The sequence below is a fragment of the Vibrio barjaei genome, from assembly GCF_001639065.2.
Lineage (GTDB): Bacteria > Pseudomonadota > Gammaproteobacteria > Enterobacterales > Vibrionaceae > Vibrio > Vibrio barjaei.
Genome location: NZ_LQXO02000030.1, coordinates 1 through 22,107, shown reverse-complemented (window position 1 = coordinate 22,107; position 22,107 = coordinate 1). Strand labels below are relative to the sequence as shown.

Here is a 22,107-nt window from a genome sequence, read left to right as displayed (position 1 = left end):
AATCAAAGCAGCGCTGTTCGACAATCATTCAAATAAAGAATAGTGAAACTCTAACAAATTTTTATCGAAGCAGCGCGTTACGCTCTGCTCACTGGGTACAGTAATGGCACGTTTTTTTAAACCAACAAAGAAAACTTCATTCTCAAAAAAGCACCAAGAGGTGAACATTGAACGCATGGACCATCATGGTGCAGGTATTGGTTACCTAAATAACAAACCGGTATTTGTTGAAGGTGCGCTCACAGATGAGAAGGTGTTGGTGCAGTTAACGGAAAGCAAAGCAAAGTTTGCTAAGGCTACCTTGATCAAAGTGCTAGAAGCTTCTGAGCAACGCGTGAAGCCATTTTGTCCTCATTACCATGAGTGTGGCGGCTGCAATCAGCAGCATGTAGAACGTCAGCAGCAGATTGAAAACAAACAAGTAGCCTTATCACAATTGATGAATAAGTTAGCGGGCCAATCTGTGCCGTTAGCTCCCTCTATTACTGGAGAAGGCCTTGGTTATCGCCGTCGTGCTCGCTTAAGTATTCACCTCGATAAGCAGCGCAACTTAGTCATGGGGTTCCGCCGTAAGCAGAGCAATCACATTGTTGAGATTGACCACTGTCCGGTATTGAATGCTCAGTTAAACGCACTAATACCGCCATTCCGAGACATATTCGCAGGCTTTAAACAGCAGCAGTCACTTGGCCACCTTGAATTGGTCATGGGTGATAATGGACCTGTGGTTGTTGTTAGACACATCAAAGCTTTGACTAATCACGATCAAAAACGCTTGGTCAATTTTGCTGACAGTCAGGAACTCACGCTTTACCTGATGCCAGAGTCAGGGCAGTTACAACTAATAACGGGTGAACAGCCTTATTATTCGGAAGTAGGGGTTGAATTACCTTTCCTGCCGACACACTTTATTCAAGTGAACCGCGAGATAAATAGCAAAATGGTCGCTCAAGCACTGGAGTGGCTAGCGCCTGAATCCAGTGACAATGTACTCGATCTTTTTTGTGGCTTGGGTAACTTCACTTTACCTTTGGCGAAACTATGTCAACGTGTCGTAGGTGTTGAAGGTATTCAAGATATGGTGGATTGGGCGCAGCAAAATGCCGCGCTTAATCACCTAACGAATGTTGAATTTTATCAAGCAAATCTCGAGCAAGACCTCTCAGAGATGCCATGGGCAAAACAACAGTTTGATAAAATCCTGCTTGACCCTGCCAGAGCAGGCGCAAGCGGCGTGATAGATCAAGTTTCTGCGCTAGGAGCAACGCGAGTGCTTTATGTTTCTTGCAATCCTGCTACCCTTGCCAGAGATACTCAAAGCTTGATTGAGCAGGGCTATAAGTTGGTTCGATTGGGTATGATGGATATGTTCCCTCACACCAGTCATCTAGAATCCATGGCGCTGTTTGAGAAGTAGCTGAATTAAAATGAGAACAAGCTAACTGGGATAGGTTAGTTAACCAATAAAACTAGGAAGAAAAAAGAAATGGTTGCGGTAAGAAGCGCGCATTTGAACCCTAACGAACAGTTCGAGCTAGACAAATGGATTGCTTCTCTAAAGCAAGACAAGAACACCTCGAAAAGGCTTAAAGAAGTTTACCGTCAGTGCGAAGATATTGTCGCTGGCAGTGAACAGGGGTCCTTGTTGTTGTGGCGCGGCAGAGAGATGATTGAGATCCTCATTACCCTTTCGATGGATAAAGCCACGTTGGTGGCTGCTCAGTTGTACCCTGTTGTTTCTAGTGGCATCTACGATAGAGAGCAGCTAGAAGAAAACTATGGTAAAGAAACCATTAAGCTGATTGATGGCGTCGAAGAGATGGCGGCTATTGGCCAACTTAACGTGACACTAGAAGGCTCAGAGGCGTCGGGTCAAGTCGATAACGTTCGCAGAATGTTACTGGCGATGGTGGATGACTTCCGCTGTGTGGTCATCAAGCTGGCTGAGCGTATTTGTAACCTTCGTGAAGTCAAAGATGAGTCTGACGAAGTTCGTCGAGCTGCCGCTAAAGAATGCGCCAACATATATGCTCCTCTTGCCAACCGTTTAGGGATTGGTCAGCTAAAATGGGAAATCGAAGATTACGCTTTCCGTTATCAGCAACCCGAAACTTATAAACAGATTGCTAAACAATTGTCTGAGCGCCGCATTGTTCGAGAGCAATATATCAAAGACTTTGTGGATGATTTGACGGCTGAAATGAAGGTGTCGAACATCCTTGCTGAAGTCAGTGGTCGTCCTAAGCATATCTACAGTATTTGGCGAAAAATGCAGAAGAAAAGCCTCGATTTTGATGAGCTTTTTGACGTGCGCGCTGTACGTATCATCGCTGAGCGATTGCAAGATTGTTATGCAGCACTCGGGGTTGTTCACACCAAATACAAGCACCTTCCTAGTGAATTTGATGACTATGTGGCGAACCCTAAGCCCAATGGTTATCAGTCTATTCATACCGTTATTCTTGGTCCTGAAGGTAAAACGATAGAGATCCAAATCCGAACCAAGCAAATGCATGAGGATTCGGAGCTAGGTGTTGCTGCACACTGGAAATACAAAGAAGGTGGTAGTGGCGGCCGCAGCGGATACGACGAGAAAATTACCTGGTTGCGTAAGCTACTGGATTGGCAGGAAGAGATGTCAGACTCTGGCGAAATGCTGGATGAACTTCGTAGCCAAGTATTTGATGACCGTGTGTATGCCTTTACGCCTCGTGGCGATGTGGTTGATTTGCCTATGGGGGCAACACCACTGGATTTTGCTTACCACATTCACTCTGAAGTGGGACACCGCTGTATCGGTGCCAAAGTGGCAGGCCGCATTGTTCCATTTACTCATAAGCTATCTATGGGTGATCAGGTCGAGATCATTACGGCTAAAGAGCCAAACCCGTCTCGTGACTGGTTAAACCCATCGCTTGGCTTTGTTCACTCAGGTCGTGCGCGCGCCAAAATTAACGCTTGGTTTAGAAAGCAAAGTCGTGAGAAGAACTTAGAAGCTGGCCGTGAAATTCTTGAAGATGAATTAGCCAAAATCGGTGCAACGATCAAAGACGCTGAACAATATGCCTTGAAGCGTTTTAACGTTAACACTCCAGATGAGCTGTATGTTGGTATTGGTAGTGGTGATTTACGAATAAACCAAATCATTAATCACATCAATGCATTGGTGAATAAGCCTACGGCCGAAGAAGAAGATCAACAAGCACTTGAGAAACTTCAAGAGTCAGAAGGCAAAGCACCAGCTCAAAGCCGACCGCATAAAGACGCAGTTGTCGTGGAAGGTGTCGATAACTTGATGACGCATTTGGCACGCTGCTGTCAGCCAATTCCGGGCGATCAAATCAAAGGTTATATTACTCAAGGTCGTGGTATTTCGGTTCACCGAGCTGATTGTGAGCAGTTAGAAGAACTCAGCCATCACGCACCAGAGCGTATTATTGATACCGTTTGGGGCAGTGGCTTTGTTGGCTCTTATATTTTGACTATTCGCGTTGAAGCTATGGAACGTGGCGGATTACTAAAAGACATCACCACACTGCTTACTAACGAAAAGATCAAAGTGACCACTATGAAGAGTCGCAGTGATTACAAGCGTCAGTTATCGATTATGGATTTTGATCTAGAGCTGACGAATATCGAAGTGCTGTCACGCGTGACTAAGCGTATTGAACAAATTAAAGACGTCATGAGTGTGAAGCGCTTGGGTTAAGCAAGACTCAAGTGGGCGTTATACTGACGTAATCACATCATGTTGAACAATAATAAAAGGTTGGTTTTCCAACCTTTTTGTTTAGGAATCTAACTATGTCTCAACCCATCGAACAACTTATCACTATTATGGCTCAGCTTCGAGATGAGCAGCATGGCTGTCCATGGGATCGCAAACAGACCTTCGAGACCATCGTACCGCACACCATCGAAGAAACGTTCGAAGTGGTCGACGCTATTCATAACCAAGACTGGCAAAATCTAAAAGAAGAGCTGGGTGATTTGTTGTTTCAAGTGATTTTCTATAGCCAGATGGCAAAAGAGCAAGGGTTATTTGACTTCAACGAGGTTGTTGAGGGATTGAATGACAAGCTCACTAGACGTCATCCGCACGTTTTTTCTGATGTGGAATTTGCAGATGAAGCCGCTATCAATGCCAATTGGGAAGCTGAGAAAAAGAAGGAAAAGGCTGAGGTAGGCAAAAACGAAGAAAGTATTCTAGACTCAATACCACAATCGTTACCTGCACTTTCAAAGGCCAATAAAATCCAGAAACGTTGCGCTAAATATGGCTTTGATTGGGATGCGTTAGGACCTGTCGTTGATAAGGTTCAGGAAGAAGTTGAAGAGGTGGTTCAGGAAGCGATTCAGGTTGATGTTGATGAAGATAAGCTGGAAGAAGAGGTCGGAGACCTATTGTTTGCCGTAGTGAATCTTTCTCGACATTTGAAAAAAGATCCTGAGGTTGCGCTGAGAAAAGCGAACAATAAATTTTCTCGTCGCTTTAAAGGTGTTGAGGCAAGGGCTGGCGAAGATGGTAAATCCCTTACAGACTTTAGCCTTCAAGAGCTTGACCAGTTTTGGAATGACGTAAAAAAACAAGAAAAGTCCTCGGATTTGTGAACCGCTTCTCATTGGTGTAAGTTTCTACAATTGATTTGAAGCAAAAAATAAAAATTTTGAATGTGATAAGTTTCACGTTGTGGCGGTAAAGGGCTTCTGGTATATTTGCATCCCGTCCAGAAGAAATCCATTTTCCCTCATTCAACCAACTTCAGGTTAAACATGACGACAAATTATATTTTTGTTACTGGCGGGGTAGTATCCTCTCTAGGTAAAGGTATTGCAGCAGCATCTCTTGCAGCAATTTTAGAAGCACGTGGTCTTAAAGTGACCATGATGAAGCTTGACCCTTACATCAACGTTGACCCGGGCACAATGAGCCCAACTCAGCACGGTGAAGTGTTCGTCACGGAAGATGGCGCTGAAACTGACCTTGACCTTGGTCACTACGAGCGTTTCATCCGTACCAAGATGACAAAACGCAACAACTTCACTGCTGGTCGTGTTTACGCTGATGTTCTTCGCAAAGAGCGTCGTGGTGACTACCTAGGTGCAACTATTCAGGTAATCCCTCACATTACTAATGCTATTAAAGATCGCGTGATCGCTGGCTCTGAAGGCCACGATGTCGCTATCGTTGAAGTTGGTGGTACAGTAGGTGATATCGAATCACTACCGTTTATGGAAGCCATTCGTCAGCTAGCCGTTGAGCTTGGTCGTGAGCGTGCAATGTTTATGCACCTAACTTTGGTTCCTTACCTAGCAGCAGCTGGTGAAGTGAAAACCAAGCCGACTCAGCACTCTGTAAAAGAGCTACTGTCTATCGGTATCCAACCAGACATTCTTATTTGCCGTAGTGATCGTATGATCCCTGCAAACGAGCGTAAGAAGATTGCGCTTTTCTGTAACGTTCAAGAAAAAGCGGTAATCTCAATGAAGGACGTAGATTCTATCTACAAGATCCCTCAACTAATTAAAGCGCAAGGTCTAGACGACCTAGTATGTTCACGCTTTGGTATCTCTGCTCCAGAAGCTGATCTTTCTGAGTGGGAACAGGTAATTTACGAAGAAGCTAACCCAACGGCTGAAGTAGTTATCGGTATGGTAGGTAAATACATCGAACTACCAGATGCTTATAAGTCTGTAAACGAAGCGCTAAAACATGCAGGCCTTAAAAACCGCTTGAGTGTGAAGATTAAGTACGTTGATTCACAAGACGTGGAAACAAAAGGCGAAGAAGCTCTAGCTGGTCTAGACGCAATCCTTGTACCTGGTGGCTTTGGTGACCGTGGTGTTGAAGGTAAGATCCTTGCTGCAAAATACGCTCGTGAAAACAAAGTACCTTATCTAGGTATCTGCCTAGGTATGCAAGTGGCACTTATCGAATACGCACGTAACGTTGCGGGTATGGAAGGTGCACATTCAACAGAATTTAACAAAGAGACTAAATACCCTGTGGTAGGCTTGATCACAGAGTGGGTAGATGGTGAAGGTAAAGTTGAAGAACGTACCGAAACGTCTGATCTTGGCGGTACAATGCGCCTTGGTTCTCAGCTATGTCACCTAGAAAAAGGGACAAAAGCGTACGAACTATATGGCAACGCGAAGATCCATGAGCGTCACCGTCACCGTTACGAAGTGAACAACGTACTTCGTCCACAAATTGAAAAAGCAGGTCTTAAAGTTTCTGGTCTGTCAGCAGACAAGAAACTGGTTGAAGTGATTGAGAACCCAGCTCACCCATGGTTTGTAGCTGCGCAGTTCCACCCAGAGTTCACTTCAACGCCTCGCGATGGTCACCCGTTATTTACAGGCTTTGTGAAAGCGGCGGGCGAATTCCAGCGCGGTACTGAAGAAAAGTAAAAGGATACGGGCGGCTGCGAAGGTTGTGCGGCTGCCCTTAATTTTGACATTTATATTCAATGAGAGGAAACATTAATGTCTAAGATCGTTAAAGTTCTAGGTCGTGAAATCATCGACTCACGTGGTAACCCAACTGTAGAAGCTGAAGTACACCTAGAAGGCGGTTTCGTAGGTATGGCGGCAGCTCCATCTGGCGCATCTACTGGTTCTCGTGAAGCTCTTGAGCTACGTGACGGTGACAAAGCACGTTTCCTAGGTAAAGGTGTTCTTAAAGCTGTTGAAGCTGTTAACGGTGCAATCGCTGAAGCTCTAGTTGGTAAAGACGCTAAAGCTCAAGCTGAGATCGACCAAGTGATGATCGACCTTGACGGTACTGAAAACAAGTCTAAGTTCGGCGCGAACGCTATCCTAGCAGTTTCTCTAGCAAACGCTAAAGCAGCAGCTGCTGCTAAAGGCATGCCTCTATTTGAGCACATCGCTGAGCTTAACGGCACTGCTGGCGTATTCTCTATGCCTCTTCCAATGATGAACATCATCAACGGTGGTGAGCACGCAGACAACAACGTTGACATCCAAGAGTTCATGATCCAACCAGTTGGTGCTAAGACTCTTAAAGAAGGTCTACGTATCGGTGCGGAAGTATTCCACAACCTAGCTAAAGTTCTTAAGTCTAAAGGCTACAGCACTGCAGTTGGTGACGAAGGTGGTTTCGCTCCTAACCTTAAGTCTAACGCTGAAGCTCTAGAAGTTATCGCAGAAGCTGTTGCAGCTGCTGGTTACGAACTAGGCAAAGACGTTACTCTAGCTATGGACTGTGCAGCATCTGAGTTCTTCGACAAAGAAGCTGGCATCTACAACATGAAAGGCGAAGGTAAGACTTTCTCTTCTGAAGAGTTCAACCACTACCTAGCTGAGCTAGCTAACCAGTTCCCAATCGTTTCTATCGAAGACGGTCTAGACGAGTCTGACTGGGATGGCTTCAAGCACCAAACTGAACTACTAGGTGACAAGCTTCAACTAGTAGGTGACGATCTATTCGTTACTAACACTAAGATCCTTGCTGAAGGTATCGAGAAAGGCGTAGCTAACTCTATCCTTATCAAGTTCAACCAAATCGGTTCTCTAACTGAGACTCTAGCTGCGATCAAGATGGCTAAAGACGCAGGTTACACAGCTGTAATCTCTCACCGTTCTGGCGAAACTGAAGATGCAACTATCGCTGATCTAGCGGTAGGTACTGCTGCAGGTCAAATCAAAACTGGTTCTATGAGCCGTTCTGACCGTGTTGCTAAGTACAACCAGCTAATTCGTATCGAAGAAGCTCTAGGTGAAAAAGCACCTTACAACGGTCTTAAAGAAGTTAAAGGTCAAGCTTAATCGCTGATTTTTAAATAGCTTTTGTAAAGCCGCTCTTTATAGAGCGGCTTTTTTTATGCCTGAATATTATTGAATAGGACATCCAACGGGGTAACGAAGGAGTAACAGTATCCAGTATGTTACTTATGAAATAACTCAGATGCGCTAAAGTGATTACAGTTCAATAAAACGTATCCCTACTTACTAGAGGAAAAGATCATGGCTAAAGTGACCAGCCCTACTACTACGTTTAATAACGAGTATTTCTCATTCATCGTTTCTGAGTCATGGAAACACATTGGTGCTGACCAAACTCACGCAGATATCCTTGCTCACAACCTATTGGTTGGTGGCCTACAAGGTAAGCTTCACCAAGGTCTTGGCGTTATTGAAGCAGTAACGATTCCATACGAAGCAGGTATCCTAGATCCTACATCGACGCCAGAGCTAGAGTCTGAAGGCGATACTTGGGCGGTATACAACGGTAAGAAATCTTCTGGTCACTACGTATGTACGCTAATGGCTCAAACGGCTATCGAGAAAGCACGTAAGCACGGTATCTCAATCGTATTCGGTTACGATCACTGTGACGGCGGCAACTTCTCTAACTACACACAGATGGCAATGAAAGAGGGCATGTTTGCTATGTCTTCAAACAACTCTGTACCTCTTAATGCACCATTCGGTGGTATGGATCCAGCAATGTCTTGCCCTCCTTTCGATGCAGCTCTAGTTGGTGGTGAAGAACTCCCTCTAGTCACATCTATCATGATCGGTGAAGGTTACGACTCTCACATCTGTGACGCTATCGTAAACGACCGCGACCTACACGTTGCAGCGCTCGTTGACCAAGACACTGGTGAGCTAACAGCTGACGCTCGTAAGTGGGGTTCTCTTATCGAAGGTTACGGCCGTGTAGCTGACTGTAAAGCACCGTGGACATTCCTAACACCACGTCTTTACTCTCTAAACATCTGGAACGAAGTGATGACGGCAATCATCAACCCGAAAGGTAAGATTGCTCCTGAGCTTCCAGCAGTACCAAGTGACTTCTTCACGATGGAAGATGCACCATGTCCAGTAGGCGGTTCTTACATTCTAGTGATCGACCCAAGCCACTTTGGCCCAATCGAAGAAGTGAAACGTAAGAGCGACATGTTCGTGAAAGCGATTAAAGAAAACCGTCCTCGTGCTGGCTTCAACGAAGTTTACATTCCAGATGAGTGGGGCTTAAAAGCACTTTCTACGGCAACCGATGAGCACCAAGTCATGGACGCTCACTGGGTTGGTTTCAAAGACTTCCTAAAACGCTCTGGTACTTCTATCGAAGAGCTGAACGCGAAATGGGAAGCGAAAGTTGGCGCTGAACGCGCAGCTGAAACTATCCGCAAATAATTTTAAAATCAGACGCACTTGATTTTATGCCCAGTCTCCCTCGGACTGGGCTTTTTTCGTTTCTAGCTTGAATTGTGAGGGTGAAACCTGGTGGTAGGCTTTGAACGCGCGAATAAACGGTGGTGCCGAGTGATAGTCAAGGAGGTTGGCAATATCAGATAACGATAATGAAGTCTTCAGTAAATACTCATTGGCCATTTGCATTCGAACGTCGAGCACCAGTTGTTTGTAAGTTTTACCTTCATCATGGAGTCGTCGTCGTAAGGTCCTAGCAGTAAACCCTAAATCTTCCGCCATTTGTTCCATGGTCGGCACTCCGGAAGAGAGAAGAGCGTAAAGGCGCATTCTTATCTGATCGCAACTGGTGCTGGCTCGTGATTGCTGGTTCATCACCGCACTGTGCTTCGCTACGATATTGGCGACTAAGGATTCATTCGCAGAGATGGGCATATCGATCCATTCAATGGGGAGCCTAATTTGATTACTCGCTGCGTTGAAGGTAGGCATGATACCTAAATACTGGTGATAGAGGTGTTTATAACTTGGCGCAGCATAGCTAAGGGAAATTGAGACTTTATCTTTATCAAATTGTTCTCCTAAGAGCTTTTTTATTCCAAGGTAGTAATGACCAATGCTGTCTTCGATAGTGTAGGGCTGCGGCGTCCAAAATGCGGAACGATCTTCAGCAGTGATATAGGCGTATTCACGGTCGTAGGCAATACGAATATCCACGTAGTCACTGGTCATCCAGGGTATATGAATGATTGTTTCTAATAGCTGCTTAAGCGTCTTGCAGCCGAGCATGGCAAAGCCCAAAGCTCCGGTATCTTCAATGGTAAGCCTACTTGCGATGCGTAATCCGATACCATCGATGTTCAACTGTTCCATGGACAATTTCATTAACGTCAGCACTTGTTGAGTCGTCATCGGTTCATAATGACCATAGCTAATACGTCTGATCTTAGCGCGGCGAAGAAAAGGATCGATAGCCAGTGGCTGTTTCGCTAAATCTCTGAGTAACGACTCCCAGTGGCCAACAATGGCTTGTAAAAACTGCTGCTGATGTAGTGAGCTCATGTTGTTGTCCTGAAATGTAACTTCATTGGCCGGAAATGTAATTATAGTAAGCGTGATGAGTGGATACAATATAGACATCGCTGAAAAGCAGACAAAACAATGAGGACAACAATATGTTCAAGCCAAAACGTGTAGAAATTTCAAAAGAGAAACTCGAGCTTTACCAAGATATCTATTGGAATAAGTCGGATGCAGACTTTTATATCAATGAAGACATCGCTCCAATGCAGCAGCGTATGGCGGAACAAGGTGTAGAAGCCTTCAGCTTACTAGGTAAAGAGCATGTTGGTGCATTTGGCGCACCTTATGTGAACAGCTTTGAAAACGCGGACATTGTTATGTATGGCTTGACCATGGATAAGTGTTCACCAAATGCTGGTGGTCATAAATTTGGTCCTGGTGCGATTCGCGACGCCTCTAAAACTGGTATGGGCCTTATTCACCAAGATGGCACGATGCCATTTGAACTGTGTAACATCATCGATTACGGAAACTGGGATGGCCTTGGTCAGTTCAACTTAGATGAAGAGATGCGCAATGCGCAGAAAGTGGTTGATGACATGGTGATCAACCATGGCTGTACTCCATTCTTCTTTGGGGGAGACCATACCGTTGCTTACCCAGGGCCTGCGGCACTTGCGAAAGTACACGGTCCGGTTTCACTTATTCATATCGATGGCCACTTTGACTTGCTCACTCGCGCTGACTTTGATTACGAGTCATATTCAGGTAACTGGTATTGTCGCCTAGCATCAGAAGGTGCTATCGACCCAACGACTAGTGTCAGTATGGGTATGCGCGGTCGCTGGTGTGCATCTCAACAAGGCAAAGCGAAGGCAATTGGCGGTAACTTCTACTTGGCTGATGAAATCTACGATTTAGGCGTGGATTACATTGTAGAACAGATCCTTGAGAAACAAGGTGACGGTCGTCCGGTGTACCTAACCTTTGACTTAGATGGCCTAGATCTTCTTGATCACAGTGCAAACTCAAGCCCAGATCCATTTGGTGTTTCTGCTCGCATGTATTACGACATCTTCCGTAAACTTCGCGCGACTAAGCGTATTAACTTAGTGGGCGCTGATATTGCCGAGTTTGCGCCTCAGAAAAACTCTGACGAGAAAGATGCGCTGCTTACTGCTGCATTCGGTTGGGAGCTTCTAGTATGGTTGGCTGAATGTCGCCACATCCGCGAAGGTAAGAAAAACCCAACAGAATGGCCAATGAGCTTCGGTCGTAACATTGAGTTCTAATAGCATTTTTTGCGCTTAACGCGACGGTAGGAATGATAATAAAAAATGCCCACTCAATTGAGTGGGCATTTTGTGTTTCTAAAGCGGATTATTTGCTGAAGTTCATCGCCATTGCTGCTGCAATATTACGAGAGGTCATTTCAACGTTGAACGCCGCTTCTTTCAAGGCGGTTGGTAGGTCAGTCGCACCTAGTACTACGCTGTACGCTGCATCAATACCGTGTTCGTGAACCACTGCGCAGTCTTTTGCTGTGCTACCTGCAATGGCTATTACAGGAATGTCGTATTGCTTCGCAGTACGTGCCACACCAACGGGTGTTTTACCATGAATGGTTTGGCTGTCAATTCGGCCTTCACCTGTAATCACAAGATCCGCGTCTTTTACAACTTCGCTTAGGTTCACCGCATCCATCACAATTTGGATACCTGGACGCAGTGATGCATCAAACAAACCAAGTAGCGCTGCTCCGAGGCCGCCAGCAGCACCAGCGCCGGCGGTATCAATGACATCACGACCGTTGGTAGCTTTAATGACACTGGCATAATGCGCAAGGTTGCTATCAAGGGTTGCCACGATCTCTGGTGTTGCGCCTTTTTGTGGACCAAACACGTGCGAGGCGCCTTTAGGACCACACAGAGGATTATCAACGTCGCACGCGACTTCCAAGCGGATGTCTTTCAGGCGAGAATCAAGGCCTGATAGGTCAATGCTGGCTAGCTTATCGAGTGCTCCACCGCCAAAGCCAAGTTCATTACCTTGCTGGTCCAGCAATTTAGCACCAAGAGCCTGCGCCATACCTATGCCGCCGTCATTGGTAGCGCTGCCGCCAATACCAACAATAATGTGCTTCACACCGCGCTCTAGCGCCGCTTTGATTAATTCGCCAGTTCCATAAGTTGTGGTAACAAGCGGGTTGCGTAGCTTAGGTTCAACCAGATGTAGGCCTGACGCCGCAGCCATTTCAATAATAGCTGTTGAACCATCCCCCATAAGGCCATAGAAGCCTTCAACTTGCTGACCTAAGGGACCAGTAACGTGACAAGTGACAATCGAGCCTTCAGTAGCATCAACCAATGACTGAACCGTACCTTCACCACCGTCCGCCATTGGAAGTTTGACGTATTCAGCATCGGCAAAGATTTTCTTAAAACCGGTTTCGATCGCTTCGGCAACTTCCATGGCCGTTAAGCTTTCTTTGTATGAATCTGGAGCAATAATAATTTTCATAATAGGACCTTATACAAATAGACCGAACACACCAAAGATCATTACAGAGACAAAGGCGATCACTAGACCAACCGCTGACTCGTAAGGAATGAGTTTGAGACGCTCGCGAATATCCATATGCACAGCGCCACCAGTGGCGTGGAAGAAACTACCGTGTGGCATGTGATCCAATACGGTAGCACCTGAGTGAATCATGGCTGCACCGGCTAATGCTGGAACGCCAAGCTCAAGAATTGTGGAACTAAACACACTAGACGCAACGGCTGTACCGGCTGTAGTAGAAGCGGTAGCAAGCGCCATCATTGCACCTGAAATTGGTGCTAATAGATAAGAAGGAAGACCTGATGCTGTTAAGGAATCGATGAGCACATCTTTCAGACCAGAGTTCGCAATAATGCCAGCTAAGGTACCAGTACCTAATAACATAACTGCGACAGGTGCCATGCGTGATAGACCGGAAACGGCAAAGTGGTTAGTGTCAGCAAAACGACCCATGACGACAGCACCAAGTAAACCACCTAATGGAAGCGCGATAAGCGGGTCTACGTTAATACCAGCAATAGGGCGAAGAGAAAGTAGAGCGATCGCCACAAGTGGAGCAACAATCGATGCGCCGAATGACGGCAGTCTAGAGTGATCAACAGCAACCACTTCGCTTTCTGCTACTTTAGAGCCTTTGTTGGCAAGCTTTTTCGCGAGGAAGTAAGCGAAGATCATGCCGCAAAGTCCTGGAATCACACCTGCAGCCATCACCGAAGTCAGTGGAACGTTGAATGCGTCAGCTGCTGCAATTGAGTTTGGGTTAGGTGACATGACATTACCAGCTTTACCGCCGCCAACCATAGCAAGCAAAATTGCTGTTTTAGAGATGTCTGCGCGGCGAGCAATGGCAAGAGCAATTGGAGAAACGGTAATAACAGCAACATCGACGAATACGCCAACGGCAGTCAGAATCATGGTGGCGATAGCCAGAGCAAGAAGAGCGCGAGTCTCGCCGACTTTCTTAACGATGGTTTCTGCGATAGAAGTTGCCGCCCCTGATTCAATAAGAACGCCAGCAAGAACACCAGCTGCAAGAATACGCAATACAGCAGTAACAATGCCTTGCGCACCGCCAATCATTAGAGCAACTGTATCGGTTAACGACACGCCACCAACAACACCACCGATCAAGGCGCCGATGATCATGCCATAGGCTGGTGGAACTTTTTTAAGAATGAGGGCAATGGCAACAACGAGAGCTGCGAGTGCGCCTAAGGTAGAGACTTCAATCATGGTTTAGTTTTCCGCTAATTTAGTAATTTTTTTATTGGGTGTTTGCACCCTTTATGAGCGGAAGATTAGCTATTCAGACGAGGATTTTCTTTATGCGAACTGACGAATTTATCATTGTGGTTAATAGGTAATTTGTGCAAATGCACAAATTAACGTAATATTTACAAACATTTTAACGCAAGATAAAGCTGGATTTTGTCATCTAAATTATTGATATCTAAGTTTGTTTCTTGTTGTATTTTGTCTAGACGGTATCGCAAAGTGTTACGATGAATATGGAGGGATTCACAAGTTTGAGCTAGATCGCAATTTTGAGTAAAAAAGGTGCTCAGGGTTTTCAATAGGACCTGTTTGCTGTCGGCTGCCATTAATTTCTTGATGGGTGCTTTAAGTTGAGTAGCTCGCCATGGGTCTTGTTTGATACTGCTAACCAGTACCGAAAGTTTGCGATCTTGATAGAACATGACAGCATCATCATTACTGGTACTACTTTCTATCGTTGCTTTGGCCGTTTCATATGAGCGGGCAAGGCCGATTAGCCCTGGAAAGTAATCACCAATCGCCATTTGAATCGAAAAGTCACACTCATTGTCGATGCGTTTTACCAGTTTAGCGACCCGCTTCTGCTCTTCTTTACGATTCCAAGTGTGATTAACAATAGTCACGGGCTTAAGAACCACGATCTCATTCATAGAAACTGAAGCGATACCGACTATATTGTCGCGTTCTGGGTGTTCCAATAGATGAACCAGTTTTTGTAAGTGTTCTAGTGTGACTGGTTCGCCTGCGCGTGGAATCACTTTAATAACAGTGGCGACTCTTGGCTGGGAAAGATCGAGGTCCAGCCTTTGGGCAATGGAGAGCAACTGGCCATCATTCAAGCTCGAGCCTTCGATAAGTTGCAGCAGCAGCTCTTCCCTATGACGTTTATTCCATTGGACCTGAGACATTAACGCCGCCTGTTCGACGATCAGCTCAGCTGTCATTTTAACCAGTTCACCGTAGCTTCTTACCTCTTCCGGTGTGCCAGAAATGCCTACTACGCCAATAACATTCTCGCTGTAAATAATAGGGAGGTTAATGCCAGTTTTTACGCCAGAAAGGGTGGAGGCAACAGAGTCATTGATCTCAATCGTGCGGTTATCACGAATGGCCAACAGTGCACCTTCGTGAGTTTGATGCAGTCTACTAGGATCGCTTGAGCCAATGATCACGCCATTTTCATCCATAACGTTAATGGAATAGGCAATGATCTTTTTTGCACGATCAACAATTTGCTTAGCAATGAGAGAGTTAAGTTGCATGGTATTGGCTCTTCTAAGGAATTGTTGTTGAGTATACCTGATTGCTAGTGATTCTGAGGTATAATCGGCGCGAGTTTACAGAGAGAAAAAGTGATGGAATTCGAGTTTATTAAAAACAGTTTCACTGGTGAATATCTAGTGAAGTGCGAAATGGGTCAAGAAGTGATCGCTAGATTACTTCAAGAAGAAGTTAGTACCGACGACCGCACCATCATGGAAATAAAAGCACTGCTATCGAAAGCATCACAATTTTCTGGTAATGAACACAAATGGCAGGGCAAAGAGATTTCTTTGAGTATTCTCGAGTCTGAAGTCCATGTGTATGAAAATACGTTAGCTTTTGAGACGTTAACGGAGTCCGAAGAAGAGTTTTCACTGTATGAAAGTGAAAGCTACAGTGAGTGTGGTTTGGAGGATTTCTTGTCTGTTATCGAGCAGTGGGAGCGCTTTATACATAATCGCTAAGTGGATAATACGGTTATTTTGCACATTCTTAGTGCTAATAACATTTAACGCATTATTTTTGTGAATACCTTGCACCAATAAAGTGCAAGGTATTTTCATTTTTATAACATACAAAACTAGAATTCTTATATTTCAATAGGTTAAAAAGTTGGCACGCACCTTGATTGCTGTTTTAAGCAACAGGGATAAAAAGGCGAAGGGGATGCCATGAAACTTATTAACGCAATCATTAAACCATTCAAGCTGGATGATGTAAGAGAAGCACTTGCAGATGTAGGCATTGAAGGGATGACAGTTTCTGAGGTCAAAGGATTTGGTCGTCAGAAAGGTCACACAGAATTATATCGCGGTGCAGAGTATCAAGTGGACTTTCTACCGAAAGTGAAGCTGGAAATTGCAACGCACGCAGACAACGTAGACCGAGTTATAGAAGCTATCACTAATGCGGCTCAAACCGGCAAGATTGGCGACGGAAAAATATTTGTGTACGACCTAGCCCAAGCAGTACGTATTCGTACGGGCGAAATGGATGCTGAAGCACTTTAAGGGATTGGAGAACATATTATGGAATTAGCAACAACAGTCAGCGAACTGCGTTATGCGCTAGACACTTTTTACTTTCTTATTTCAGGCGCGCTCGTAATGTGGATGGCTGCAGGCTTTGCCATGTTAGAGGCTGGCCTAGTTCGCTCAAAAAACACCACTGAAATCTTAACCAAAAACTTCTGTTTGTACGCTATCGCATGTACTTGTTATCTCATCGTGGGTTACAACATTATGTATGTGGACAATGGCGAAGGCGGCTGGCTACCATCATTTGGTGCGCTAATCGGCACTCAAGGTGAAGGTGCAGACCACTCTCTAGAGTCGGACTTCTTCTTCCAAGTTGTTTTCGTAGCAACAGCAATGTCAGTGGTATCCGGTGCGGTTGCTGAGCGTATGAAGCTTTGGTCTTTCCTTATCTTCTCTGTCGTGCTGACGGCATTTATTTACCCTATGGAAGGTTATTGGACTTGGGGGGGCGGTTTCCTATCAGAAGCAGGCTTTAGTGACTTTGCTGGTTCAGGTATTGTTCATATGGCGGGTGCAGCGGCTGCATTAGCTGGTGTTCTGTTGCTCGGTGCTCGTAAGGGCAAGTACGGTAAGAATGGTGAAATCTACCCAATTCCAGGTTCAAATATGCCTTTAGCTACTCTAGGTACGTTTATCCTATGGTTAGGCTGGTTCGGCTTCAACGGTGGCTCTCAATTAATGGTTTCAGATTTTGAGAACGCGACAGCAGTAGGTCAAATCTTCCTTAACACTAACGCAGCAGCAGCAGCGGGTGCTATTGCAGCAATGCTAGTGTGCAAAACAACGTGGGGTAAAGCTGACTTAACAATGATTCTCAATGGTGCGTTAGCGGGTCTTGTTGCTATCACTGCTGATCCTCTATCTCCTTCACCTGTATACTCAGTAGCTATTGGTGCAGTAGGCGGTGCGCTAGTCGTATTCAGCATCATTGGCCTAGACAAGCTTAAGATTGATGATCCAGTTGGTGCTATCTCTGTTCACGGTGTGTGTGGTTTCTTCGGCCTAATGGTAGTGCCACTGAGCAACGGCGATGCAACGTTTGGTGCTCAGCTTTTAGGTGCCGCAGTTATCTTCGGTTGGGTGTTCGCGGCAAGTCTTGCTGTCTGGGCAGTGCTGAAAGCGACAATCGGTATTCGTGTAACAGAAGAAGAAGAATTAGAGGGTATGGACATGCACGATTGTGGTGTAGGTGCTTATCCGGAGTTTGTTAGTGTTAAGTAATGTTTTGTTACAAACTTAATCAAAACCTGCCTTTTATGGCAGGTTTTTTTATATCAGATCATTGTTTTCAGAATTAATATGAATATAATAACGCAACTGATAAACGTTCTCATTATGAATTAAAGGAACTAAAACGATGAAAAAACTGCTAACTCTTTCAGCAATTGCAGCTAGCTTTGCAGCACCAGCGATGGCCGCTGAAGAAGTCAACGTTTACTCTTACCGCCAACCTTTCCTTGTTGAGCCTATGTTTAACGAGTTCACTAAAGAAACGGGCATTAAAGTAAACGTAAAGTTTGCTAAGAAAGGTCTGGCAGAAAAACTTCAGCAAGAGGGCGAATACAGCCCGGCTGACGTAGTGTTAACAACAGATATTAGCCGTCTAGCGGAATTGACTGACAAGGATGTAGTTCAAGCGGTAGATAGTGACGTAATCAACGCTAACGTTCCTGCTCAATATCGCGATAAAGAGAATGAGTGGTTTGCATTAACACTGCGTACTCGTAACGTATACTCTTCTCGTGACCGCGTAGGTAAACTAGGTAATGATTTTGATTATATCGACCTAGCAAACGCTGAGTACAAAGGCAAAATCTGTACTCGTAGCGGTAAGCACCCTTACAACGTATCTCTTGTGTCTTCTATGATTGCTCACCACGGTGAAGCGGAGACAAAAGAGTGGCTAGAAGGCGTAAAAGCTAACCTAGCCCGCAAACCACAAGGCAATGACCGCGCTCAAGTGAAAGCGATCAGCGAAGGCCTGTGTGACGTATCTCTAGGTAACAGCTACTACCTAGGTAAGATGGTTAATGACAAAGAGCAAAAAGCTTGGGCTGATGCGGTATACATTAACTTCCCGAACCAAAACACAACGGGTACTCACGTAAATATCAGTGGTATGGCAATGGCGAAATACTCGCCAAACAAAGACAACGCATTGAAGCTAATGGAGTTCTTAACAGGCGACAAAGCTCAGCAAATGTATGCAGAAGTTAACTATGAGTACCCAGTAAAAGAAGGCGTTAAGCGTTCTGAGCTTGTGGCATCATGGGGTGATTTCAAAGCAGATAAAATTTCGCTCGATGAGATTGCTGAATATCACAGTGCTGCAATCAAATTGTTAGACGAAGTTAAGTTCGACCTATAATCGACAGAAAGGGGGTATAATACCCCCTTTGTTATTCTGGTTAAGAACTTCCGACTTCGTGTCGCCTGCTGTATGTTTAGGCAATGAAAGAAAAAAATGATGTTTGGAAAACCAGTAGTGGAGTGATAACTCTGCTACTGGTTTTGCCTATTTTAGCGATCTTCTACACGGCACTTGGTGAATCAAGTGATCTCTTCTCACATCTCCTTGCGACGGTGATGCCCACTTACATCTCAAATACGGTCAAATTGGTTGCTGGTGTCTTGGTACTCTCTTTGTTTCTGGGGGTCCCTAGTGCATGGCTGATGGCTATGTGTAAACTGCCAAGTGAAAAAGTGTTGCAGTGGGCCTTGGTGCTACCACTTGCCATGCCAGGGTATATCATTGGCTATATTTTTACCGATTGGTTTGACTTTGCTGGTCCCATCCAAATATGGCTACGAGATGTCTTTAGCTGGCAAGCAGGGGACTACTGGTTTCCTGATATTCGCACCGTGGGAGGGGCTACAGTTGTCTTGTCGCTAGTACTGTACCCTTATGTTTATCTACTGTGCCGTGCGGCATTTATGGAGCAGAACGTCTCACTGTTGCAATCAGCACGTTTGTTAAAGTGTTCTCCGTTGGCAAGCTTTTGGCGCATTTCATTACCACTCGCTAGACCGTCGATCGCCGTTGGTTTGTCATTGGTGGCGATGGAGACCATAGGTGATTTTGGTACCGTGAGCTATTTTGCCGTTAGTACTTTAACCACAGCGGTTTACGACACTTGGCTGGGGTATTCTAATTTAAGTGCTGCTGCGAAGATCTCGGCCATGATGATGGTGGTGATCGTGTTGTTACTGGGCGCTGAGCGCTATAGTCGACGTAAGCAAAAGCTATTTCAAAGCCAGTACAACAGCCACGAAGACTTTCGCTATGAGCTAACGGGCTGGAAAAAATGGTTAGCGCTGTTCTGGTGTTGGGGTCTAGTGTCGATCGCATTTATCTTGCCGCTTGGTCAGTTGATGATTTATGCCTACAAGTATTTTGCACAAAGCTGGACCGAAGAATTCCAGACCTATGCCATGAATAGCCTTAAAGTGTCATTGATGGCAGCGATTATTGGTGTCTTTGTTGCTATCGTCGTGAACTTCTATCGTAGGCTGGCACCAAATAGAAAAAGTGTGGTCTTTATGCGCGCTTCTTCGCTTGGCTATGCCGTACCGGGAACCGTCTTGGCGATTGGGGTTATGGTCACCGTGTTATTTATGGATCACAGCGTTAACGATTTTGCTAAATGGATGGATTGGCAACGCCCTGGATTGATTTTCTCTGGTTCCATGTTTGCACTTGTTTTTGCAATGGTGGTGCGCTTTTCTGCCGTTGCTATCGGTAGTATTGAGACCAGTTTAAGTAAGGTATCGCCGTCTCTTGATATGGCCTCACGCACTATGGGATGTAAGAAGAACCAAATGCTGCTTCGCGTGCATTTACCGCTTATCAAACGAGGCGTGTTGATCGCTGGTTTGCTGGTGTTTATTGAATCCATGAAGGAGCTCAATGCTGCCTTGTTGCTGCGTCCATTCAATTTCGAGACTCTGGCTACTTACGTGTACAACTTTGCTTCTGACGAGCACTTAGAACTTGCCGCGATGCCAGCGGTATTGTTAGTGTTGGTCGGCCTACTGCCTCTTATTATTGTTAACCGTTCACTGGAGCAAAACCACTAATGACTACGGCTTTGTCTATCAAAAACCTATCTTGCCAATATGATGGTCAGACGATTTTAGAGTCCTTATCGCTTCAGGTTGAACAAGGTGAAATTGTTTGCTTGTTGGGCGCGAGTGGTTGCGGAAAAACCACGCTACTCAAAGCGGTGGCAGGTTTACTGCCTCTTTCTCAAGGTGTGATGACACTTGGTGAGCGCGTGATCGACAATGGCGAGGTATGGTTACCGCCTGAGCAGCGTAATATCGGTATGATCTTTCAAGATTATGCGCTATTTCCACACTTGACTGTGGCTCAAAATGTAGCATTTGGTCTGAAGGGAATGGCTAAGCAAGAGCAAGACGAGATTGTCGAGGAGATGCTGACTTTGGTTCATTTGGATCAGTTTAGCGACCGTTATCCTCATCAACTATCGGGTGGACAACAACAGCGTGTCGCCATTGCTCGTAGTTTAGCTTATAAACCCGATCTACTTCTGCTCGATGAACCATTTTCTAATATCGATACACAAGTACGACATGAGCTGATTCGAGAGATCCGCAAGATTTTCAAAAAGCAGGGTGTCACAGCCATCTTTGTGACTCACAGTCGAGAAGAAGCGTTTGCGTTTGCCGATAAAATGGCGGTGATGAACCAAGGCGTTATTGAGCAGTATGGTACAGCATCAGAGCTGTATTTCTGTCCATCGAGCAAGTTCGTTGCTGACTTTTTAGGTGGCGGAAGCTATCTAGCCGCCACGTACTTGTCAGGTTCTACATTTAACACGGCCATTGGCCAGATAGAAGCATCGTCATGCACCTTGATTGATCAGGGAGCAGAATGCCAGTTGCTTGTTCGACCACAGCACGTCCAGTTAAGGGCCTCAGATAGCAGCTCGATCGCTATTCTTGAGCAGCACTTCATGGGTGATCATTGTCGCTATGTGGTAGAAATTGAGGGTACTAAGGTATTGGGTACTTCGATGGAAGCCTTGGATGTCGGCCAGAATGTGGCTGTGAGCGTAGAGTCACAAGGTATTGTGGCTTTCGCCTAATTCTCCAAGTGATAGTTCTTTTCCTTTGTTCAAATATACGCACTAAAGGTCACTCTCCTGTAATAAAGTAGTGTCCCCAATGACTAGGTACAAAAAAGCCCGGCGACAGTCACCGGGCAAAATGTTCTTCACCTATAGGGATCTTCTTACTATTCATTTGGACTGAAAGGTGACTCAACCCAATATACGGTAAGAAGACGAGGACGCAGAGACTATAAAGACAAGAAGTCTTTCATCTGCTGAAGAACATATTCTGCTTGCGCTTTATCTTCCATCTCACAAAAAATACGCAATAGTGGTTCGGTGCCAGAAAAGCGAGCAATGACCCAGCCACCGTTTTTGAAGTAAACTTTTGCTCCATCGGAGTAGCTGACTTTCTCTACCTCGTAATCGAACTCAGGCAGAGACTTTTCGACATAAATCTTATGGTAAAGGCTGTCCTTTTGAGCAGGCTTGAAGGTGCAATCGCCTTCCGCCGTGTAGGCATAACCGTATTTGCTATAGATCTCATCAAGTAATTCAGAGAGTTTTTTGTTGGTGACACTAAGCATCTCCACCAATAAGCTAGAAGCAAATACTCCGTCTTTGCCTTTGATATGACCACGTATGGTTAAACCGCCGGAGCTTTCACCGCCGATTAACGAGTCGTCAGCCTCCAT

General features: G+C 45.3%; 17 protein-coding genes and 1 pseudogene. 13 read left to right on the top strand and 5 right to left on the bottom strand.

What is annotated here, in order from left to right:
- The first annotated feature begins 103 nt into the window (after positions 1–103).
- The 6 genes from rlmD (at position 104) to AWH66_RS14440 (ending at position 9,165) form a co-directional block, all read left to right on the top strand.
- Positions 104–1,417, top strand: coding sequence for a 23S rRNA (uracil(1939)-C(5))-methyltransferase RlmD (gene rlmD / locus AWH66_RS14465; protein WP_063605879.1), 1,314 nt, complete (start codon positions 104–106; stop codon positions 1,415–1,417).
- A 69-nt stretch (positions 1,418–1,486) separates the two neighbouring features.
- Positions 1,487–3,709: a GTP diphosphokinase gene (gene relA / locus AWH66_RS14460; RefSeq protein WP_038228982.1), complete on the top strand. Its 2,223-nt coding sequence runs from the start codon at positions 1,487–1,489 to the stop codon at positions 3,707–3,709.
- 95 nt (positions 3,710–3,804) lie between these two features.
- Positions 3,805–4,611 (top strand): nucleoside triphosphate pyrophosphohydrolase, encoded by an 807-nt coding sequence (gene mazG / locus AWH66_RS14455; RefSeq protein WP_038228985.1) that lies wholly within the window; start codon positions 3,805–3,807, stop codon positions 4,609–4,611.
- Positions 4,612–4,773: 162 nt separating this feature from the next.
- Positions 4,774–6,414 (top strand): CTP synthase, encoded by a 1,641-nt coding sequence (locus AWH66_RS14450; protein ID WP_063605880.1) that lies wholly within the window; start codon positions 4,774–4,776, stop codon positions 6,412–6,414.
- A gap of 75 nt (positions 6,415–6,489) precedes the next feature.
- Positions 6,490–7,791, top strand: a complete 1,302-nt coding sequence (eno, locus tag AWH66_RS14445) for a phosphopyruvate hydratase (RefSeq protein ID WP_063605881.1) — start codon at positions 6,490–6,492, stop codon at positions 7,789–7,791.
- 198 nt (positions 7,792–7,989) lie between these two features.
- A complete protein-coding gene (locus AWH66_RS14440) occupies positions 7,990–9,165 on the top strand; it encodes an Ldh family oxidoreductase (protein WP_006075619.1) in 1,176 nt (391 codons plus the stop codon).
- Between the two features lie 24 nt (positions 9,166–9,189).
- Here the strand turns inward: AWH66_RS14440 and AWH66_RS14435 are convergent, their stop codons facing one another.
- Positions 9,190–10,242 carry an AraC family transcriptional regulator gene (locus AWH66_RS14435; protein WP_063605882.1) on the bottom strand — a complete coding sequence of 351 codons (1,053 nt, stop codon included), beginning with the start codon at positions 10,240–10,242 and terminating at the stop codon, positions 9,190–9,192.
- Between the two features lie 113 nt (positions 10,243–10,355).
- Between AWH66_RS14435 and AWH66_RS14430 the strand changes: the two genes are divergently transcribed.
- Complete coding sequence (locus tag AWH66_RS14430; RefSeq protein WP_006075617.1) at positions 10,356–11,495, top strand: arginase family protein; 1,140 nt, start codon at positions 10,356–10,358, stop codon at positions 11,493–11,495.
- 88 nt (positions 11,496–11,583) lie between these two features.
- Here the strand turns inward: AWH66_RS14430 and AWH66_RS14425 are convergent, their stop codons facing one another.
- The 3 genes from AWH66_RS14425 to AWH66_RS14415 form a co-directional block, all read right to left on the bottom strand.
- On the bottom strand, positions 11,584–12,723 hold the full coding sequence (locus tag AWH66_RS14425) for a glycerate kinase (RefSeq protein ID WP_063605883.1): 1,140 nt from the start codon (positions 12,721–12,723) through the stop codon (positions 11,584–11,586).
- A 9-nt stretch (positions 12,724–12,732) separates the two neighbouring features.
- Positions 12,733–13,998, bottom strand: a complete 1,266-nt coding sequence (locus tag AWH66_RS14420) for a GntP family permease (RefSeq protein WP_063605884.1) — start codon at positions 13,996–13,998, stop codon at positions 12,733–12,735.
- Positions 13,999–14,159: 161 nt separating this feature from the next.
- Complete coding sequence (locus tag AWH66_RS14415) at positions 14,160–15,302, bottom strand: sugar diacid recognition domain-containing protein (protein WP_063605885.1); 1,143 nt, start codon at positions 15,300–15,302, stop codon at positions 14,160–14,162.
- Between the two features lie 93 nt (positions 15,303–15,395).
- On the opposite strand from AWH66_RS14415, the gene AWH66_RS14410 reads away from it, so the two are divergent.
- From AWH66_RS14410 to AWH66_RS14385, 6 genes are all read left to right on the top strand, one after another.
- Positions 15,396–15,767, top strand: a complete 372-nt coding sequence (locus tag AWH66_RS14410; protein ID WP_031494037.1) for a YacL family protein — start codon at positions 15,396–15,398, stop codon at positions 15,765–15,767.
- Positions 15,768–15,974: 207 nt separating this feature from the next.
- Positions 15,975–16,313: a P-II family nitrogen regulator gene (locus tag AWH66_RS14405; protein WP_038229080.1), complete on the top strand. Its 339-nt coding sequence runs from the start codon at positions 15,975–15,977 to the stop codon at positions 16,311–16,313.
- Between the two features lie 18 nt (positions 16,314–16,331).
- A complete protein-coding gene (locus AWH66_RS14400; RefSeq protein ID WP_038229081.1) occupies positions 16,332–17,561 on the top strand; it encodes an ammonium transporter in 1,230 nt (409 codons plus the stop codon).
- A gap of 136 nt (positions 17,562–17,697) precedes the next feature.
- On the top strand, positions 17,698–18,708 hold the full coding sequence (locus AWH66_RS14395) for a Fe(3+) ABC transporter substrate-binding protein (RefSeq protein ID WP_038229082.1): 1,011 nt from the start codon (positions 17,698–17,700) through the stop codon (positions 18,706–18,708).
- 83 nt (positions 18,709–18,791) lie between these two features.
- The gene (locus tag AWH66_RS14390; protein ID WP_063605886.1) at positions 18,792–20,417 is read left to right on the top strand and encodes an ABC transporter permease; all 1,626 of its coding nucleotides are present in this window, start codon (positions 18,792–18,794) and stop codon (positions 20,415–20,417) included.
- Positions 20,417–21,448, top strand: coding sequence for an ABC transporter ATP-binding protein (locus tag AWH66_RS14385; protein WP_063605887.1), 1,032 nt, complete (start codon positions 20,417–20,419; stop codon positions 21,446–21,448). The genes AWH66_RS14390 and AWH66_RS14385 overlap by 1 nt, the downstream gene beginning before the upstream one ends.
- A 212-nt stretch (positions 21,449–21,660) precedes the next feature.
- Here the strand turns inward: AWH66_RS14385 and AWH66_RS14380 are convergent.
- A pseudogene (locus AWH66_RS14380) lies at positions 21,661–22,107 on the bottom strand (phosphoglucomutase/phosphomannomutase family protein); the annotation flags it as partial.